Source organism: Bradyrhizobium quebecense, assembly GCF_013373795.3.
Taxonomy (GTDB): Bacteria; Pseudomonadota; Alphaproteobacteria; order Rhizobiales; family Xanthobacteraceae; genus Bradyrhizobium; species Bradyrhizobium quebecense.
In genome coordinates this window covers 2826754-2842874 of the sequence record NZ_CP088022.1, presented here as the reverse complement: position 1 = coordinate 2842874, position 16121 = coordinate 2826754, and the positions used below count along the sequence as shown (strand labels likewise).

18 protein-coding genes are annotated in these 16121 nt (G+C 65.3%); 11 read left to right on the top strand and 7 right to left on the bottom strand.

The annotated features are described in order from the left end of the window. Positions 1 to 98: 98 nt before the first annotated feature. Positions 99 to 1010 carry a DUF2189 domain-containing protein gene (locus tag HU230_RS13625; protein ID WP_176531220.1) on the bottom strand — a complete coding sequence of 304 codons (912 nt, stop codon included), beginning with the start codon at positions 1008 to 1010 and terminating at the stop codon, positions 99 to 101. Positions 1011 to 1300: 290 nt separating this feature from the next. On the opposite strand from HU230_RS13625, the gene HU230_RS13620 reads away from it, so the two are divergent. Continuing rightward, complete coding sequence (locus tag HU230_RS13620) at positions 1301 to 1714, top strand: DUF3597 domain-containing protein (protein WP_176531221.1); 414 nt, start codon at positions 1301 to 1303, stop codon at positions 1712 to 1714. 102 nt (positions 1715 to 1816) lie between these two features. Next, on the top strand, positions 1817 to 2629 hold the full coding sequence (locus HU230_RS13615; RefSeq protein WP_176531222.1) for a fumarylacetoacetate hydrolase family protein: 813 nt from the start codon (positions 1817 to 1819) through the stop codon (positions 2627 to 2629). 11 nt (positions 2630 to 2640) lie between these two features. Here HU230_RS13615 and HU230_RS13610 read toward each other — a convergent pair whose 3' ends face one another. Further along, positions 2641 to 2913 (bottom strand): GNAT family N-acetyltransferase, encoded by a 273-nt coding sequence (locus HU230_RS13610; RefSeq protein WP_176531223.1) that lies wholly within the window; start codon positions 2911 to 2913, stop codon positions 2641 to 2643. Between the two features lie 100 nt (positions 2914 to 3013). Between HU230_RS13610 and HU230_RS13605 the strand changes: the two genes are divergently transcribed. From HU230_RS13605 to HU230_RS13590, 4 genes are all read left to right on the top strand, one after another. Continuing rightward, the gene (locus HU230_RS13605) at positions 3014 to 3958 is read left to right on the top strand and encodes a tetratricopeptide repeat protein (RefSeq protein ID WP_176531224.1); all 945 of its coding nucleotides are present in this window, start codon (positions 3014 to 3016) and stop codon (positions 3956 to 3958) included. A 184-nt stretch (positions 3959 to 4142) separates the two neighbouring features. Continuing rightward, the gene (locus HU230_RS13600) at positions 4143 to 4544 is read left to right on the top strand and encodes an SPW repeat protein (RefSeq protein WP_176531225.1); all 402 of its coding nucleotides are present in this window, start codon (positions 4143 to 4145) and stop codon (positions 4542 to 4544) included. 225 nt (positions 4545 to 4769) lie between these two features. Further along, a complete protein-coding gene (locus tag HU230_RS13595) occupies positions 4770 to 6410 on the top strand; it encodes an acyl-CoA synthetase (RefSeq protein ID WP_176531226.1) in 1641 nt (546 codons plus the stop codon). A 4-nt stretch (positions 6411 to 6414) separates the two neighbouring features. Beyond that, positions 6415 to 7290: a PCC domain-containing protein gene (locus HU230_RS13590; RefSeq protein ID WP_176531227.1), complete on the top strand. Its 876-nt coding sequence runs from the start codon at positions 6415 to 6417 to the stop codon at positions 7288 to 7290. Between the two features lie 113 nt (positions 7291 to 7403). On the opposite strand, the gene HU230_RS13585 is transcribed toward HU230_RS13590, so the two are convergent. Further along, on the bottom strand, positions 7404 to 7727 hold the full coding sequence (locus HU230_RS13585; RefSeq protein ID WP_176531228.1) for a hypothetical protein: 324 nt from the start codon (positions 7725 to 7727) through the stop codon (positions 7404 to 7406). Positions 7728 to 7810: 83 nt separating this feature from the next. On the opposite strand from HU230_RS13585, the gene HU230_RS13580 reads away from it, so the two are divergent. From HU230_RS13580 to HU230_RS13570, 3 genes are all read left to right on the top strand, one after another. Next, positions 7811 to 8578, top strand: a complete 768-nt coding sequence (locus HU230_RS13580) for an AAA family ATPase (RefSeq protein ID WP_176531229.1) — start codon at positions 7811 to 7813, stop codon at positions 8576 to 8578. Positions 8579 to 8734: 156 nt separating this feature from the next. Continuing rightward, entirely contained in the window at positions 8735 to 9274 is a 540-nt protein-coding gene (locus HU230_RS13575; RefSeq protein ID WP_176531230.1) for an SRPBCC family protein, read from the top strand. 2 nt (positions 9275 to 9276) lie between these two features. Beyond that, positions 9277 to 10215, top strand: coding sequence for a YVTN family beta-propeller repeat protein (locus HU230_RS13570; protein ID WP_176531231.1), 939 nt, complete (start codon positions 9277 to 9279; stop codon positions 10213 to 10215). Between the two features lie 67 nt (positions 10216 to 10282). Here the strand turns inward: HU230_RS13570 and HU230_RS13565 are convergent, their stop codons facing one another. Beyond that, positions 10283 to 10678 carry a c-type cytochrome gene (locus tag HU230_RS13565; protein WP_176531232.1) on the bottom strand — a complete coding sequence of 132 codons (396 nt, stop codon included), beginning with the start codon at positions 10676 to 10678 and terminating at the stop codon, positions 10283 to 10285. Between the two features lie 85 nt (positions 10679 to 10763). Further along, positions 10764 to 11327: a hemerythrin domain-containing protein gene (locus tag HU230_RS13560; RefSeq protein WP_176531233.1), complete on the bottom strand. Its 564-nt coding sequence runs from the start codon at positions 11325 to 11327 to the stop codon at positions 10764 to 10766. 275 nt (positions 11328 to 11602) lie between these two features. On the opposite strand from HU230_RS13560, the gene HU230_RS13555 reads away from it, so the two are divergent. Beyond that, positions 11603 to 11935 carry a PRC-barrel domain-containing protein gene (locus tag HU230_RS13555; protein ID WP_176531234.1) on the top strand — a complete coding sequence of 111 codons (333 nt, stop codon included), beginning with the start codon at positions 11603 to 11605 and terminating at the stop codon, positions 11933 to 11935. 181 nt (positions 11936 to 12116) lie between these two features. Beyond that, positions 12117 to 12485: a VOC family protein gene (locus HU230_RS13550; protein ID WP_176531235.1), complete on the top strand. Its 369-nt coding sequence runs from the start codon at positions 12117 to 12119 to the stop codon at positions 12483 to 12485. A 153-nt stretch (positions 12486 to 12638) separates the two neighbouring features. On the opposite strand, the gene HU230_RS13545 is transcribed toward HU230_RS13550, so the two are convergent. Then, complete coding sequence (locus HU230_RS13545; protein WP_176531236.1) at positions 12639 to 12857, bottom strand: hypothetical protein; 219 nt, start codon at positions 12855 to 12857, stop codon at positions 12639 to 12641. A gap of 53 nt (positions 12858 to 12910) precedes the next feature. Further along, entirely contained in the window at positions 12911 to 15886 is a 2976-nt protein-coding gene (uvrA, locus tag HU230_RS13540; RefSeq protein WP_176531237.1) for an excinuclease ABC subunit UvrA, read from the bottom strand. Between the last annotated feature and the right edge of the window lie 235 nt (positions 15887 to 16121).

The window sequence follows — 16121 nt, the reverse complement described above, 5'->3', positions numbered from 1 at the left end:
ACTTCACACCCATTTGACGATCCGGAACGACAAACCGCCGGCCGAATGTAATCGGCCGGCGGTTGCTTTGGCGTTTACGCGTTCGGGGTGACTGGCGCTTAGCCGCGATCGCTGCGCCGCCACGGGAACAGGTTGGCCGGGAAGTCGGCGGCGGGCTTGCGCTCGCGCGGCTCGGGGATCACCGGCCGTGCGTTCGGATCCTTGACGATGACCTCGCGATAGAGATGCCAGGTGGCGTGACCGAGCAGGGGGATCACGACGGCGAGCCCGAGGAAGAACGGGATCGTGCCCAGCACCAGCAGCACCGCGACGATCAAGCCCCAGGCCGCCATCGGCACCGGGTTCTGTGCGACGGCGCGCATCGACGTCACGATGGCTTCGCCGGCGGTTGCCTGGCGGTCGAGCATCATGGGGAAGGCGACCACGCTGATGCACAGCGCGACGAGCGCGAACAGGAAGCCGACGCTGCAACCGACCACGATCAGCCACCAGCCTTGCGGGGTGGTCAGCACGCGCTCGGCAAAATCGGGAATGTTGGCCGCGACCTGATAGCCGAACACCGCAGTGTAGATCGCCTGCGCGGTGGCGATCCAGGTCACGAACAGTGCGAACAGCAACGTTCCGACTCCGAGCATCGCGCCGAATGACGGCGAGCGGAATACCTGCATGGCGTCCCATGCGGATGCCTGACCGCCGTCCTCGCGACGGCGGCTCATCTCGTAGAGGCCGATCGCGGCGAACGGGCCGAGCAGAGCAAAGCCCGCGGCCAGCGGAAACAGCAGAGGCAGCACGGAATAGCCGTGCACGGTGCGCGCAAGCACGATGCCGAGCACGGGATAGATCAGACACAGGATGATGGCGTGGCTTGGTACTGCCTTGAAGTCTTCCCAGCCGAGACGCAGCGCTTGATGCAAATCGGACAGGCCGATGGTGCGGATAACTGGCGCAGATGCGGGGCCTTGTCCGCTCTGCGTCATCGATGTGACATTGCCTTGGTATGGACTGGCCATGGTCGTTGTCTCCCTCTGGGCGGGCGCATTCTGCGCCCGCCGCGCGGGCACAAACGTACCGCCTCTCGAAGCGATCACGAGCAAGCCAGACGCGAAAGACAGAGCAGAGAGAACTGGCCGTGTCGCGAACTGTTGAATGAGGGTACTCCCAAACCGCGCCAAAAGCACTCACGCTTAAGTGAATGTCGCATTGGCAAGGTATTGAGGGAGCGATACACTTGAACTGCGACCTCGGTCAGCCGGTGCATTGCCGCGTGGCCTTCACATCTCAACTCTCTTGGGAGCGAACGATGAGCATTTTCGGAAGAATCATGGGCGCGATCTTCGGCAGCAGCGCCAGCGCCGCGCCCGCCGGCGGGACGGCCACAAGCGCAGCTCCCGCCGGTGGATCCGGTAGCGCCTCGCCGTCTCCTGCCGCGGTACCCGCCGGTGCGGCGCCCGCGCAGTCCGTCGACGTCGCCCCCATCCTCGACAAGGCGGTTGCCGCGAAGGGCGAGAAGCTCGAGTGGCGGACCTCGATCGTCGATCTGATGAAGGCGCTCGACATCGACTCCAGCCTGTCGGCGCGCAAGGAGCTCGCCAAGGAGCTCGGTTACACCGGCGACACCAACGATTCCGCCAGCATGAACATCTGGCTGCACAAGCAGGTGATGACGAAGCTCGCGGCCAATGGCGGCAAGCCGCCCCCGGATATCAAGCACTGACGGGATCGCCATCCCACACACCGCCAGGGCCCGCGCCAGCGCGGGCCCTTTTTTATGGGCCGGCGAGCATCTATAGATCGGCGGACAAGAAGGAGAACGCCCATGAAAACTCCCACGAAAACTCCGACGACTGATCTCGATCGCCGGACGATGCTTGCGACCGGCGCCCTCGCACTGGCCGGCGCCGCCGCGCAATCCGCGCCGGCCCACGCCGAGGCGCCGAAGGCGTTGTTAGCGGTCCCGGCCGTGACGATCCCGATCGTCGGCGCTACCGAGGTGTTCCAGGTCCGCCGCATCTACTGCATCGGCCGCAACTACGCCGCGCATGCGATCGAGCGGGGCTCCGATCCGAGCCGCGAGCCGCCGTTCTTCTTCCAGAAGCCGACGGATGCGATCCAGAATGTCGCGATCGGCACGGTCGCCGATCATCCCTATCCGTCGCTGACCAAGAACTATCACCATGAGGTCGAGCTGGTCGCCGCGCTGAGGTCCGGCGGCACCAACATCCCCGCCGACAAGGCGCTCGATCACGTCTATGGCTACGCGCTCGGCCTCGACATGACGCGGCGCGATTTGCAGAACGGCATGGCCGCGGAGAAGAAGCCGTGGGAGATCGGCAAGAGCTTTGACCACGCCGCGGTACTCGGGCCGATTCATCCGGCTGATAAGACCGGCCATTTCACGCGGGGCGCGATCTCGCTCGCGGTCAACGGCACGGTGCGACAGAGCTCGGATCTGAAGAACATGATCTGGAGCGTCGCCGAGCAGATCGCAAAACTCTCCGAGGCCTTCGAGCTCAAGGCCGGCGACATCATCTATTCCGGAACGCCGGAGAACGTGGGCCCGGTGGTCAAGGGCGACGTGCTGCTCTGCAAGCTCGAGGGCCTGCCCGACATGTCGATCAAGATCGTCTGACGAACGCGGTGCTAACCCGCAAGATCCGCGTATTCCGGATGCTTGTCGAGGTAGTCCACCACGAAGCTGCAGCCGGCGATCACCTTGTGGCCGTCGGCGCGGATCAGCTCCAGCGCGCCCTTGACCAGCTCCGATGCGATGCCACGGCCGCGCAGGGCGCGCGGTGTCTCGGTATGGGTGATGATGACGGCAGCGGGCGTCTGCCGGTAATTCGCAAAGGCTGTGCCGCCCTCGGTATCGAGCTCGAAGCGCCTCTCGGCCTTGTTGTCGCGGACGGCAGCCATTGCAAAATCCCGGTTGATTCACTGGCCTTGATCTAAGCCCGTGAACCCGCCGGTGCAAAGCCGCGACCAACCCGCAAATTGACATTTGTGGATTGACGAGATGCGCATTTTGGCCTGCCTGACCGCCGCATTGCTCGGCGCCGCGTTGACGCTGCCAAATCCTCCGAAAGCGGCGGCAGCCGATGATCCTAGCTGGCAGACTTGCATCGGCGCCACGACGGACCCAGGCGATCGCGTCACCGCCTGCACGGCCGTGATCGACGGCAAGACCCAGACCGGGAGGCGGCTGGCCGGGGCCTATTGCAACCGCGGCCACGGACTGACCGAAAAGCGTGAGCTCGACGCCGCGCTTGCCGACCTCAACGAGGCCATCAAGCTCGATCCCGCCTATGCCTGTGCCTACACCAACCGCGGCCGGGTTTACGCCTTGAAGCGCGATCTCGACCATGCGATCGCCGATTACGACGAGGCGATCCGCATCGATCCGGCCTTCGCGCTGGCCTACAACAATCGCGGCGATGCGTGGCTCAACAAGGGCGATCTCGACCGCGCGCTGGCCGATCTCAGCCTCGCCATCAAATACAATCCGCAGCTCGCCACCGCCTATGGCAATCGCGGCTTTGTCTATTACCGCAAGCGCGATGCGGCGCATGCGATCGCCGACTACACCACCGAGATCAAGCTCGAGCCCAACGCGCTCGCCTACATCAACCGCGGCAATGTCTATCGCGATGCCGAGCAGCTCGATCGCGCTGCCGCCGATTACGGCGAGGCGGCGAAGATTGCGCCGACCGATGCGCGCGGCTGGCGCAACCGCGGCATGATCCGGCTCTTCCAGGGCGACAATAAGGGCGGGCTCGCCGACTACGACAAGGCGCTGCAATACGATCCCGCCGACGTCTATTCTTGGAACAACCGCGGCCAGGCCAAGCTGCGGCTCGGCGACAGCAAAGGCGCGGCGGCCGATTTTCGCAAGGCGCTGGAGCTGCAGCCCGATCTGAAGTCCGCCAGGGAGGCGCTCGCGCGGCTTGGCGGGGCGCGCTAACGCGCGGTGCCGGGTGCCCTCGATCCTGTCGCATCGCACACACGCCGATCGGGCCTTGCGGGCCGATGCAATTCGATTAGGCTTGTTCCCAGACATACGCCCCCGGATGCGGCCCGACGGTCGTCTGGTACCGAGTGGTGAGGCCGGCCGCTGACGTATGCCCCTTGTCGCAAGGAGGTTCGTCATGTCGGACAATCGTTTCTTCGGCACACACCGCCCCTGGGAGGACTGGCTCGGCATGCTGCTCGGCGTGCTGATCATGGTCTCGCCCTGGTTTCCGATCCAGGTCAGCGACGTCGTCGATGTCGAGCGCAGCCACCTGGTGCTCAACAGCTTCGTGGTCGGCATGCTGGTGCTGGGCCTCGCTCAGCTCGAATATGTCGCGCTGCACCGCTGGGAGGAGGTGGCGAGCATCGTGCTCGGCCTCTGGCTGATCGCGTCGCCCAACATCTTCGGCTATTCGGAAGACCAGGCGCTGCAGCTCTGGCACATCCTGCTCGGAGGGCTGGTCGCCATGATCGGCGCCTTGCAGCTCTGGCAGGACTGGAACCTGAGCGAGCAGGACCTGGCCAAGCATCCGCAATAGCGGCCTCCGGCCAGGTACTGTCGGGCCAGGCATTGTCGGGTTGGCGACCGCCGGCGCGGTATCATCGCGCCGCGCCCGGCGGGCCTTGCCGAGGCGCGCTGCTTGGCGATAAACCGGGTGACACCAATCCCTTGCGGCGCTTGAAGACGCCCGGTTCTGACCGAGGAAACAGCCGATGACCGTCCTGACCATGTCCTCTCTGTTGCGCGTATCGGCGGGGCGGCAATGAGCGGGACCGAGGTGACCGCGCCGCGCGGCGGGATCGCGCGGGTGTCGCGCCGGGTGATGAACCTCGCCTACATCCTGACCCAGAACGCCCGCCGCCATGGCGATCGTCCCGGCTTCATCTGGAACGAGAAGGCCTGGTCCTGGCGCCATATCGACCAGAACGTCTCGGCGCTGGCGGCAGCGCTTGCCGCGCGCGGCATCAGCAAGGGCGACCGCATCCTGGTGCATTCCAAGAACTGCGACGAGATGTTCTGGTCGATGTTCGCGGCCTTCCGGCTCGGCGCGGTCTGGGTACCGACCAATTTCCGCCTGATGCCCGACGAGGTCGCCTATCTGGCGTCGGCCTCCGGCGCCAAGGCGTTCCTTTGCCATGCCGACTTCCCCGAGCACGCCAAGGCGGCCGCCACTCCCGCGCTCGAATTCGTCTGGCGGATCGGCGAGGAGGGCACGTTCGGCGAGGCGACCGTCGGCGACGTCATCGCCAAGCACGCTGGTGCCGCGGTCGAGAACACGCCGGTCGAGTACGACGATCCCTGCTGGTTCTTCTTCACCTCCGGCACCACCGGCCGCTCCAAGGCCGCGGTCTTGACCCACGGCCAGATGGCCTTCGTGATCACCAACCATCTCGCCGACCTGATGCCCGGCACCACCGAAGACGACGCCTCGCTGGTGGTGGCGCCGCTGTCGCATGGCGCCGGCGTGCACCAGTTGGTGCAGGCCGCGCGCGGCGTGCCGACCATCCTGCTGTCGTCCGAGAAATTCGACATCGCCGAGGCGTACCGGTTGATCGCCAAATACCGCGTCAGCAACATGTTCACGGTGCCGACCATCCTGAAGATGATGGTCGAGCATCCCGCCGCCGACCAGCATGACCACTCCTCGCTGCGCTACATCATCTACGCCGGCGCGCCGATGTATCGCGAGGACCAGAAGGCGGCGCTGAACAAGCTCGGCGGTGTGCTCGTGCAGTATTTCGGCCTCGGCGAGGTCACCGGCAACATCACCGTGCTGCCGCCCGGTCTGCACGATACGGAGGACGGACCGCATGCCCGGATCGGCACCTGCGGCTTCGAGCGCACCGGCATGCAGGTCTCGATCCAGGGTGACGACGGAAGCGAGCTGAAGGCGCACGAGACCGGCGAGATCTGCGTGATCGGGCCCGGTGTGTTCGCCGGCTACTACGACAACCCCGAAGCCAACGCGAAGGCGTTCCGCGACGGCTGGTTTCGCACCGGCGACCTCGGCCACATGGACGAGGAGGGCTTCGTATACATCACCGGCCGCGCCTCCGACATGTACATCTCCGGCGGCTCCAACATCTATCCGCGCGAGATCGAGGAGAAGCTCTTGACCCATCCCGCGGTCGGCGAGGTCGCCGTGCTCGGCGTGCCCGATCCGTTCTGGGGCGAGGTCGGTGTCGCCGTCTGCGTCGCGCGCGAGGGCACCGAGGCGGTCGCGGAGGCGGAGCTTGCGGCGTACCTCGCGCCAAAGGTGCCGCGCTACAAGATGCCGAAGCGCTTCTTCTTCTGGGAGGCGCTGCCGAAGTCCGGCTACGGCAAGGTGCCGAAGCGGCTGATCCGCGACGAGCTCGAGGCGCGCGGGCTGCTCGAGGTGATCGCCAAATCGACGGGCGCGTGAGGCGATGCGCAGCATCGCCCAGCCCGGCGCTGCGGTCGCCGAGCGCATCCAATGGGTCGGCGCGCGCGGCCGCGCCTTTTCCTTCGTGCTGCAGGCCGGCATTCCCTTGCTCGAAGCCGTGCGCCGCGGCTTTGCGGCGGAGGGATTTTCCGGCGGCGTGCTGGGCGCCAAGGGTGGCGCGCTCGGGCCGTTCGCCTATGTGATGCCGGCGCTGTCGAAGGACGGCGTCAACGCTGCGTTCTACAGCGACACGTTCCGTCCCGACGGCGTGACACGGCTCAAGCTCGCGGCGCTGACCTTCGGCGAACGCGACGGCACACCGTTTTTCCATTGCCACGGGTTGTGGACCGAGGCCGACGGCCGCTTCAATGGCGGACACATGCTGCCGGATGAGACCATCGTCGCCGAGCCGTTCGAGGTCAGCGCGTTCGGCATCGACGGCGCGACGTTTGTGGCCGAGCCCGACAGCGAGACCAATTTCAAGCTGTTCGGTCCGGTCGCCAGCGCGCCGCGCGGGGCGAAGACCACGAGTCATGCCTTCGCGTTGCGGCTGCGCCCGAACCAGGATTTCGCCTGTGCGCTGGAAGGCTTCTGTCGCCAGCACGGCATCCTGCGCGCGCGGCTGCATGGCGGCGTCGGCTCGACCATCGGCGCGGCCTTCAGCGATGGCCACAGCGTGGTGCCGTTCGCGACCGAGCTCGCGGTGACCGCGGGCCAGATCGCGCCCGACGCCAATCGTCGGGTGCGCGCCAGTCTCGACGTCGCGCTGGTCGACTATCTCGGCGGCATCGCCGAGGGACGCCTGGTGCGCGGCGACAATCCCGTGCTGATGACGATGGAGTTGGTGCTGGAAGTTCTGGAGGAGGCGGAGCGGCCGTAGGGGCGGGGCGTACTCCATCCCGCGCGTCGTCCCGGCCTTCGCCGGGACGACGGCGAGTGTGTGACGCCGCCTGTGAGACACACATCTGCATCCTCGCGACAGGTAAGGGCCGCTCACCGCCGCTTGCGGACATGGATGTTGATGTCGAGGTCGATCGCACTGACACAGGTCTGCTCGGTGCGGTGCGAGCCACCTTCGTGCCAGCGACCCTTGCGCAAGCTGATCGCGCTGACCTGGGCAAGCCGCAGGCAGCGCCATTGCGGCAGCTTGCCCGAACTTTCGCCGGCGAACTGCCACGCCAGCACGACCTCTTCACCGCTCTTGCTGTGGCCGATGATATGCGGGCAGAGCTCGCGCGGCCGATCGTCATAGCTGCAGACCACCTGCTGCTCGGTGAGGATCGCCTCGCGGAAGCGGGCGTAAGCTTTGCTAGGCATGGGACATCGGGCCATCTAGGATTGCGGCGGGCTCCTATCATATAAGCTGGGCCACCTGCCGTTGTTTCCCCGGATCCGCGCCGATGGCCAGAGCACGACACCGCCCGATCAACATGCCGGCGCCGTATCTGAGGCGCGTCTGGCTCGATCCCGAGCGCATTCCCGATCGCAACGCATATCCGTTCGTGCTGCCGCTGCTGCGCGACGAATTCGAACTCAGCTTCGATCGGGCGATCACCATCATCGTCGGCGAGAACGGCACCGGCAAGTCGACGCTGCTCGAGGGCATCGCCGTGATGGCCGGCTATGACGATGCCGGCGGCGGCAAGGGCTATCGGCCGGTCGACCATGGTCGTGCGCTGGAGAAAATGGGCGGCTCGCTGGCGTCAGCGCTGCGCGCGAGCTGGCTGCCCAAGATCACCAACGGCTGGTTCTTCCGCGCCGAGAGCTTCTTCTCGGTGGCAAGGTATCTGGACGAGGCAGCGCAGGACGCCGGCGGGCTGCCGCCCGACTTCCTGTCGCATTCCCACGGTGAGGGTTTCCTGCGCTTCTTCGAGGAGCGCTGCCAGCGGCAGGGCATCTTCATCTTCGACGAGCCGGAATCGGCGCTGTCGCCGTCACGGCAGATCGAATTCCTCAAGCTGCTGCACCGGATGAACGGCACCGGCCACTGCCAGGTGATCATGGCCACGCATGCGCCGGTCCTGATGGCCTATCCCGACGCGACGCTGCTGCGGCTGAGCAAATACGGGCTCGAGCCGGTCAGCCTGCGGGAGACCGATCACTACCGGCTGATGCGCGAGTTCTGCGACGATCCGAAAGGGTTCGTCGAGGCGGCGATCGAGGACTGACGCCGATCCCGGCGGGCTGGCCTCCCGGGGAAGCCGCCGGCCGCGACTTCGCTCTGGTGCAAGAAGCGGGTCGCCGATCTGGTCTAGAACCTCCAATCATAAACTGCGGCATGCGCCAGGCGACGCATGACCGATAGACATCGGGAGTGACCAAGGATGAGGTTGACGTTCGCGAAGGCTGGCGTGGTGGTGGCGGCATTGGCTGTATTGGGGGCCGCTTGGGCCCATGGGCCGACCCGCCAGAAGGTGCGGGAATCGATCGAGATCGATGCGCCGCAGGCCAAGGTGTGGGCCGTGATCGGCAATTTCCAGGACATGAGCTGGCTTGCCGGTGTCGCCAAGACCGAGGGCGAGAAGGGCAACGAGATCGGCGCCACGCGGCGGCTGACCCTGGCGCCCGGCATTACCATCGACGAGGAGCTCTACAAATACGAGCCCGAGATGATGAGCTATTCGTACCGGATCACGGCTGTCGACGTGAAGGTGCTGCCCGTCACCAATTACTCCTCGACGCTGTCGGTGTCGCCGGCGCCGGGCGGCAAAGCGAAGCTGGAATGGGCCGGCGCGTTCTATCGCGGCTTTCCGAACAACGATCCGCCGCCGGAGCTGAACGACGAGGCCGCGGTGAAGGCGGTGAGCGAGCTCTACAGAGGCGGGCTGGCGGCGCTGAAGAAGAAGATCGAGAGCGGAAGCTGAGCATGCGCGCGATCGCGCTGCTGGCGCTGCTCGCCGGCTTCAGTGGCGCCCGCGCCGAGGAGGCGTTCGTCACCAACCAGCTCAGCGACGATCTCACGGTGGTCGATCTTGCGACCTCGAAGCCGGTTGCGACGATCCCGATCGGCGGCAAGCCCGCGGGCGTTGCCGTCAGCCATGACGGCCGCTTTGCCTATGTGACGAGCCCCGATGCCAAGGCGGTCACGATGGTCGATGCGTCGGCGCGCAAGGTGGTCGGCCGGATCGAGGTCGGCGGCGGGCCGCTCGGCATCGCGGTGGCACCCGACGGCGCGACCGTCTATGTCGCCGACTGGTTCGCCGCCGCGGTGCGGGTGATCGATGCCGGGGAGCGGCGGGTCGTCGCCAGTCTTGCGGTCGGCGCTTCGCCGTCCGGGCTTGCCGTGACGCCGGACGGGCGGCTGCTGCTCTCGGCCGATCGCGACGACGACAGCGTGTCGATAACAGACATTTCCGCGCACGAGCGGCGAGGGATCGTGAAGGTCGGGACCCGTCCGTTCGGCGTCATCATCGATGCCGAAGGCAAGCGCGCCTACACTGCCAATGTCGGCTCCAACGACGTCTCCGTGATCGACATCGCGACCGCGTGCGAGATCGGCCGCGTCCATGTCGGCCTGCGCCCCTATGCCGTGGCGCTGGCGCAGGGCCGCGGTTTCGTCACCGACCAGTATGACGGTAAGGTCAGCGTGTTCGACCTCGCGACCTTGCAGCCGGTGAAGCGGATCACGGTCGGCGACTATCCCGAGGGCATCGAGGCGACGGCCGACGGCAAGCGCATCGTGGTCGCGAACTGGGAGAGCAACACGCTGAGTGTGATCGATGCCGCCGAGATGAAGGTGATCGGCGAGGTGAAGGTCGGCGACGGCCCAAGGGCGTTCGGGGCGTTTCTCAGGCGGACGGAGTAGCTGCGGCCGGTAGCCCGCCTGAGCGAAGCGACATGCGGGCTCCTTCATCGCACACGCGCTGCGAGTTTCAGCGCGCTGTCTTCAGATAGGCAATGACGTCGGCGCGATCATGGGCGTCGGGCAGCCCCTTGAAGAACATCTTCGCACCGTGAACGTCCCCGCGGGGATCGGCGAGGTAGGTATCCAGCGCCGCCACGTCCCAGGGCGTCTTGGTGCCGCGCATGGCGTCCGAATAGTCGAAGCCCTGGACCGACGCCGGCTGGCGGCCAACGACGTGCCACAGGCTCGGGCCGACCTTGTTCACGCCGACATCGAGCGAATGGCAGTTCACACAAGTGCGCTGGAAGATGGCCTGGCCCGCGATCGGGTCACCGTCCATCGCCCGGACCGGCGCCGGAGATGTCGCGAGCAAGGCGGCGGCGAGCGCGACGCTGCCGACAGACCAGGCGGCGCCGAATTTCATTCCCATCATGAGAGTCTCCGGAAATGGATTGGCTTGTAATCGGTGAGATGTGGGTCGATGTGCCGGCAGCCGCCCGGCATGGTGGCTAATGCCGCTCGGCTTCCGCCTCCTTCTCCAGCTCCATGATGTGGTCGCGCAGGACGTCGAATCGCGCTTCGGTCACATCGCTGAACAACGGGTCTTTGTGCGGGGACAGGGCGGACGCGATTTCGGCCCAGTCCTGCGCCGTCAATGCCTTGACCGCGGTCGGGAAGAAATCGCGGTCTTCCATCATGATGTGCCGCCGCTCGTGCGCCAGGAAATCGCGGATGATGGCGTCGACATTCTCGCGCGGAATTTCGGCCCCGGCGCGCACATTGGCGACGGCATGCGCGACGCGGTGCAGGCGATCGGAGCCCTTTTGATGCTCGCGAGCAAGATCGCCGATTTTCGCGGCAGCGACCGGATCGCGGAGCTGGAGCTTGGCGAATATCAGATCTTCCTGGCGGTGATGATAGAGTTCTGTGTAGACCTCGAAATAGGCGATGACGCTGCCGATCACCTCGTAGTCCGGCCGGCCAGCGTGATCGAAGATGTCCAGCTCGTGCTCAAGAACGGTAAGTAGCCGCTCGATATTGCGGTGCTCCCGGGACAGAATGTCGATGACCATGGCAGTGATCCACGCAAAAGGTTCAAGGAATCAGTAGACGAAAAGACCGTCCCGGACTTTGCGCTGGATCAAGGCGCCGCCGAATTTGCTTGACGGCCCAAGGTCGGGAGTCGCCGCGAAGGCATCGGGGCGGCCGCTAACGGATTGGCTGCGGTGGGTGAAGTCGCGGCGGTGAGCAGGCGGGTTTGGCGCGCCGCGATGGATGCGATCTCTGCACATCCGGCGTGCTCTGGTGCTATAATGTCAGCTGAACCAGGGAAAATAGGGAGGATGCCATGCATCATACCTTGGTACCCAGCGACCGCGTCGAGCATGTCTGCGTGTTCGGGCGCGACGGCACGAAGCTCGGTTCGATCGAGCGGCTGATGCTCGACAAGGTGAGCGGAACGGTGGCCTACGCCGTGATCAAGACCGGTGGCGTGCTCAGCAGCCACCACCATTATCCGGTCAGGTGGACGGCCTTGAAATTCGATCCCGAGCGCCAGGCCTTCGAGGCCGAGGTGACGCTGGACGATCTGCGGACCGGCCCGTCCGAGTTCGACGGTGACGCGTTCGACTGGGGCGACCGCTCACACGCATACACGCACCCGAATTATTGGGCGGTGTAAGGCGCAGGCGTGACCGGTCGCGCACAGATTGGAGCTCCGTAGTCCGCGTGAGCGAAGCGATATGTGGGACGGTCGTCGACGACTACCGACGGTCCCGCATATCGCTTAGCTCATCCGGGCAACTTGCTTCCCGGTATCTTAGATCGACGATGCATCGTCGTTGTTTAGTCAAGGCTGACCCATGTCCCCATTCAAGCCCGTCGGCTGGCCTTCCGTCATACCGCGTATTGTCACGAGCGACCTCAGCGGCTTGACCGGATTCCTGAGAGACGTTTTCGGCGCGGATGGCGACGTCCGGTCCGGAGCGCCAACGGAAATGCGGATCGGAGACTCGATTATCCTGATCAGCGACGGTGGAGGCGTCCGCGAGGCCATGCCGGCCTTTCTCTATGTCTACGTTGAGAACGCGGACGAGACTTATCGGCGGGCGATTGCGGCGGGCGCTGAATCGATCGAGACGCCTGCGGATACGCCTTATGGCGACAGACGAGCGACAGTCCGGGATTCCTGGGCAAACGTCTGGCAGATGGCTACGTACCGTGGGAATTGAGATAGCGCGTAGGGCCGGTTAGTAGCCTTAGGCGTAACCCGCCGCAATTTCGCAAAGGGATCGGTGGATTACGCTTCGCTAATCCACCCTACGAACTCATCCGGGCTACTTGCTAACAATTCTCGTTGGGCGGAAGATAGGACGTGAGCTGGGCTAGGATTTAGTTTCGACCGCGTACACGATCATCTCGTGATCGCCCACCTTAAAGCTGATCCGCCACACCCGCGATAATTCCGGCACCTGCTCCCATTCGCCCCAAGCTTTGGCCAGGTCTTTTCGTATGGCTGGGGTTAGCCCTGGAAGCGCACCATCCGGAATCTGCGCAAGCGCCTGTGGTGCAAAGCCCTTGTAGTTGCTGTAGCTGCCCTGCACGGCACACGTCGCCCCTCTGTAGCTCGCGAAATATGTGTACAGAGGCACTCCTGCTACTCCGCCGCCTCGCTCGCTGAGCTCTTCCTCGGCTTGCTGTTCGCCTTCTTCAGCACCGGCGCCAGAAACTTGCCGGTGTAGCTGCGCGGCGCCTTGACAATGTCCTCGGGCGGACCCCAGGCGACGATCTCGCCGCCACCGTCGCCGCCTTCGGGGCCGAGGTCGATGACCCAGTCGGCGGTCTTGATGACTTCGAGATTGTGCTCGATCACCACCACCGTGTTGCCCTGGGCGACCAACTCGTGCAGCACCTCGAGCAGTTTTGCGACGTCGTGGAAGTGCAGGCCGGTGGTCGGCTCGTCCAGGATGTAGAGCGTGCGGCCGGTGGCGCGCTTTGACAGCTCCTTGGCCAGCTTGACGCGCTGGGCTTCGCCGCCGGACAGCGTGGTGGCCTGCTGGCCGACATGGATGTAGTCGAGGCCGACGCGGTGCAGGGTCTGGAACGTCTCGCGCACCCGCGGCACCGCCTTGAAGAACTCGGCGGCTTCCTCGACCGTCATGTCGAGCACGTCGGCGATGCTCTTGCCCTTGAACAGCACCTCCAGCGTCTCGCGGTTGTAGCGCTTGCCCTTGCAGGTGTCGCAGGTGACGTAGACGTCGGGCAGGAAGTGCATCTCGATCTTGATGACGCCGTCGCCCTGGCAGGCCTCGCAGCGGCCGCCCTTGACGTTGAAGGAGAAGCGCCCGGGCTCGTAGCCGCGCGCCTTGGCCTCGGGGAGGCCGGCGAACCATTCGCGGATCGGCGTGAAGGCGCCGGTATAGGTCGCCGGATTGGAGCGCGGGGTGCGGCCGATCGGCGACTGGTCGATGTCGATGATCTTGTCGATGTGCTCGAGGCCCTCGATGCGGTCGTGCGGGGCCGCGCCTTCGCTGGCATTGTTCAGCTTGCGCGCGATCGATTTGTAGAGCGTGTCGATCAGCAGGGTCGACTTGCCGCCGCCGGAGACGCCGGTGACGCAGGTGAACAGGCCGAGCGGGATCTCGGCCGAGACGTTCTTCAGATTGTTGCCGCGGGCGTTGATGACCTTGATGGTGCGCCGGTGGTTCGGCGGCCGCCGGTCGGGCACGGGGACCGATAGCTCGCCGGTGAGGTACTTGCCGGTCAGCGATTTCGGGTTGCGCATGATCTGGTCGGGCGTGCCCTCAGCGACGATGTGGCCGCCATGCATGCCGGCGCCGGGCCCGATATCGAGCACATAGTCGGCGAGCCGGATGGCGTCCTCGTCATGCTCGACCACGACCACGGTATTGCCCAGGTCGCGGAGCCGCTTCAGCGTGTCGAGCAGGCGGGCATTGTCGCGCTGGTGCAGGCCGATCGACGGCTCGTCCAGCACGTAGAGCACGCCGGTCAGTCCCGAGCCGATCTGCGAGGCCAGGCGGATGCGCTGGCTCTCGCCGCCGGACAGCGTGCCTGACGAGCGCGACAGCGTCAGATAGTTCAGGCCGACGTCGAGCAGGAAGGTCAGGCGCTCGCGGATCTCCTTCAGGATGCGCGTCGCGATCTCGTTCTGCTGCGCGTTGAGCGCTTCCGGCACCGTCTCGAACCATTCGCCGGCGCGCCTCACCGAGAGCTCCGAGATCTCGCCGATATGCTTGCCGCCGATCTTGACGCACAGCGCCTCCGGCTTCAGCCGGTAGCCGTTGCAGCCGGCGCAGGGCACGTCGGAGAAATACTTGCCGAGCTCCTCGCGCGCCCATTCGCTTTCGGTCTCGCGGTAGCGGCGGTTGATGTTGGTGACGACGCCCTCGAACGGCTTCTTGGTGTCGTAGGAGCGGACGCCGTCCTCATAGGAGAACTTGATCTCGTCGTCGCCCGAGCCGTGCAGCAGCGCGGCCTGCACCTTCTTGGTCAGGTCCTTCCACTTGGTGTCGAGCGTGAACTTGTAGTGCTTGCCGAGCGCGGTGAGGGTCTGGATGTAATAGGGCGAGGACGACTTCGCCCACGGCGCGATCGCGCCCTTGCGCAGGGTCAGCTCCTTGTCGGGGATGACCAGATCCTCGTCGATGTGCTGCTCGACGCCGAGGCCGCCGCAAGCCGGGCAGGCGCCGTAGGGGTTGTTGAACGAGAACAGCCGCGGCTCGATCTCGGGGATGGTGAAGCCGGAGACCGGGCAGGCGAATTTTTCCGAGAACAGGATGCGCTCGGGGCCGCTCTTATCGTGGATCTTTGCGGTTTTCTTCTTGTCCTCGGCCGGTGCCGCCGCCGGCGCATCGGCATACTCGATCACGGCGAGGCCCTCGGCGAGCTTCAGGGCGGTCTCGAAGCTTTCCGCGAGGCGCTGGGAGAGGTCGGGGCGCACCACGATGCGGTCGACCACGACGTCGATGTCGTGAGGGAATTTCTTGTCGAGCGCGGGCGCCTCCGACAACTCATGGAAGGTGCCGTCGATCTTGACACGCTGAAAGCCCTTCTTGAGGTACTCGGCGAGTTCCTTCTTGTACTCGCCCTTGCGGCCGCGCACGACCGGCGCCAGCAGATAGAGACGGGTGCCTTCCGGCAGCGCCAGCACGCGGTCGACCATCTGCGAGACGATCTGGCTCTCGATCGGTAGCCCCGTGGCCGGCGAATAGGGCACGCCGACGCGCGCCCAGAGCAGGCGCATGTAGTCGTAGATTTCGGTGACGGTGCCGACGGTGGAGCGCGGGTTCTTTGACGTGGTCTTCTGCTCGATCGAGATTGCCGGCGACAGGCCGTCGATCTGGTCGACATCCGGCTTCTGCATCATCTCGAGGAACTGGCGCGCGTAGGCCGACAGCGACTCGACGTAGCGGCGCTGGCCCTCGGCATAGATGGTGTCGAATGCGAGCGACGACTTGCCGGAGCCGGACAGGCCGGTGAACACCACGAGCTTGTCGCGCGGAATCTCGACGTCGATGTTCTTCAGATTGTGTTCGCGCGCGCCGCGGATCGTGATGGCGCGCGATGAGGAGCCGGCGTTCTGTTGGCGCTTCGCCTTGAGCACTTCATCCATAGCGACATTTCCGGGCGCATGATCGGGCGCCTTTTGGGCGCGCATCGCCGGTGCTGCCGGGACCTTGCGCCGATGGGTGAGAAGACTGGAACGTAGGAAGAACGGCCGACAATTTCCAGTGCTGAGTCGCGTCCATCAACGGATAGTTTGCCTGATGGCAGCAGCCGTCAGCAGGGCCCGGTTCCGCTAGAGCCTTTTCCCATTCCGATGGAATCGGAACGGGGCTCTGGATTTC

Excerpts from the sequence above, each read along its gene's own strand:
- HU230_RS13565 (WP_176531232.1), bottom strand. The coding sequence starts at position 10,678 with ATGAAATTCGGCGCCGCCTGGTCTGTCGGCAGCGTCGCGCTCGCCGCC.
- HU230_RS13580 (WP_176531229.1), top strand. The coding sequence starts at position 7,811 with ATGGCCAGAGCACGACACCGCCCGATCAACATGCCGGCGCCGTATCTG.
- HU230_RS13585 (WP_176531228.1), bottom strand. The coding sequence starts at position 7,727 with ATGCCTAGCAAAGCTTACGCCCGCTTCCGCGAGGCGATCCTCACCGAG.
- HU230_RS13610 (WP_176531223.1), bottom strand. The coding sequence starts at position 2,913 with ATGGCTGCCGTCCGCGACAACAAGGCCGAGAGGCGCTTCGAGCTCGAT.
- HU230_RS13550 (WP_176531235.1), top strand. The coding sequence starts at position 12,117 with ATGTCCCCATTCAAGCCCGTCGGCTGGCCTTCCGTCATACCGCGTATT.
- uvrA (WP_176531237.1), bottom strand. The coding sequence starts at position 15,886 with ATGGATGAAGTGCTCAAGGCGAAGCGCCAACAGAACGCCGGCTCCTCA.
- HU230_RS13620 (WP_176531221.1), top strand. The coding sequence starts at position 1,301 with ATGAGCATTTTCGGAAGAATCATGGGCGCGATCTTCGGCAGCAGCGCC.
- HU230_RS13600 (WP_176531225.1), top strand. The coding sequence starts at position 4,143 with ATGTCGGACAATCGTTTCTTCGGCACACACCGCCCCTGGGAGGACTGG.
- HU230_RS13625 (WP_176531220.1), bottom strand. The coding sequence starts at position 1,010 with ATGGCCAGTCCATACCAAGGCAATGTCACATCGATGACGCAGAGCGGA.
- HU230_RS13560 (WP_176531233.1), bottom strand. The coding sequence starts at position 11,327 with ATGGTCATCGACATTCTGTCCCGGGAGCACCGCAATATCGAGCGGCTA.
- HU230_RS13615 (WP_176531222.1), top strand. The coding sequence starts at position 1,817 with ATGAAAACTCCCACGAAAACTCCGACGACTGATCTCGATCGCCGGACG.
- HU230_RS13555 (WP_176531234.1), top strand. The coding sequence starts at position 11,603 with ATGCATCATACCTTGGTACCCAGCGACCGCGTCGAGCATGTCTGCGTG.
- HU230_RS13575 (WP_176531230.1), top strand. The coding sequence starts at position 8,735 with ATGAGGTTGACGTTCGCGAAGGCTGGCGTGGTGGTGGCGGCATTGGCT.
- HU230_RS13595 (WP_176531226.1), top strand. The coding sequence starts at position 4,770 with ATGAGCGGGACCGAGGTGACCGCGCCGCGCGGCGGGATCGCGCGGGTG.
- HU230_RS13605 (WP_176531224.1), top strand. The coding sequence starts at position 3,014 with ATGCGCATTTTGGCCTGCCTGACCGCCGCATTGCTCGGCGCCGCGTTG.
- HU230_RS13590 (WP_176531227.1), top strand. The coding sequence starts at position 6,415 with ATGCGCAGCATCGCCCAGCCCGGCGCTGCGGTCGCCGAGCGCATCCAA.
- HU230_RS13570 (WP_176531231.1), top strand. The coding sequence starts at position 9,277 with ATGCGCGCGATCGCGCTGCTGGCGCTGCTCGCCGGCTTCAGTGGCGCC.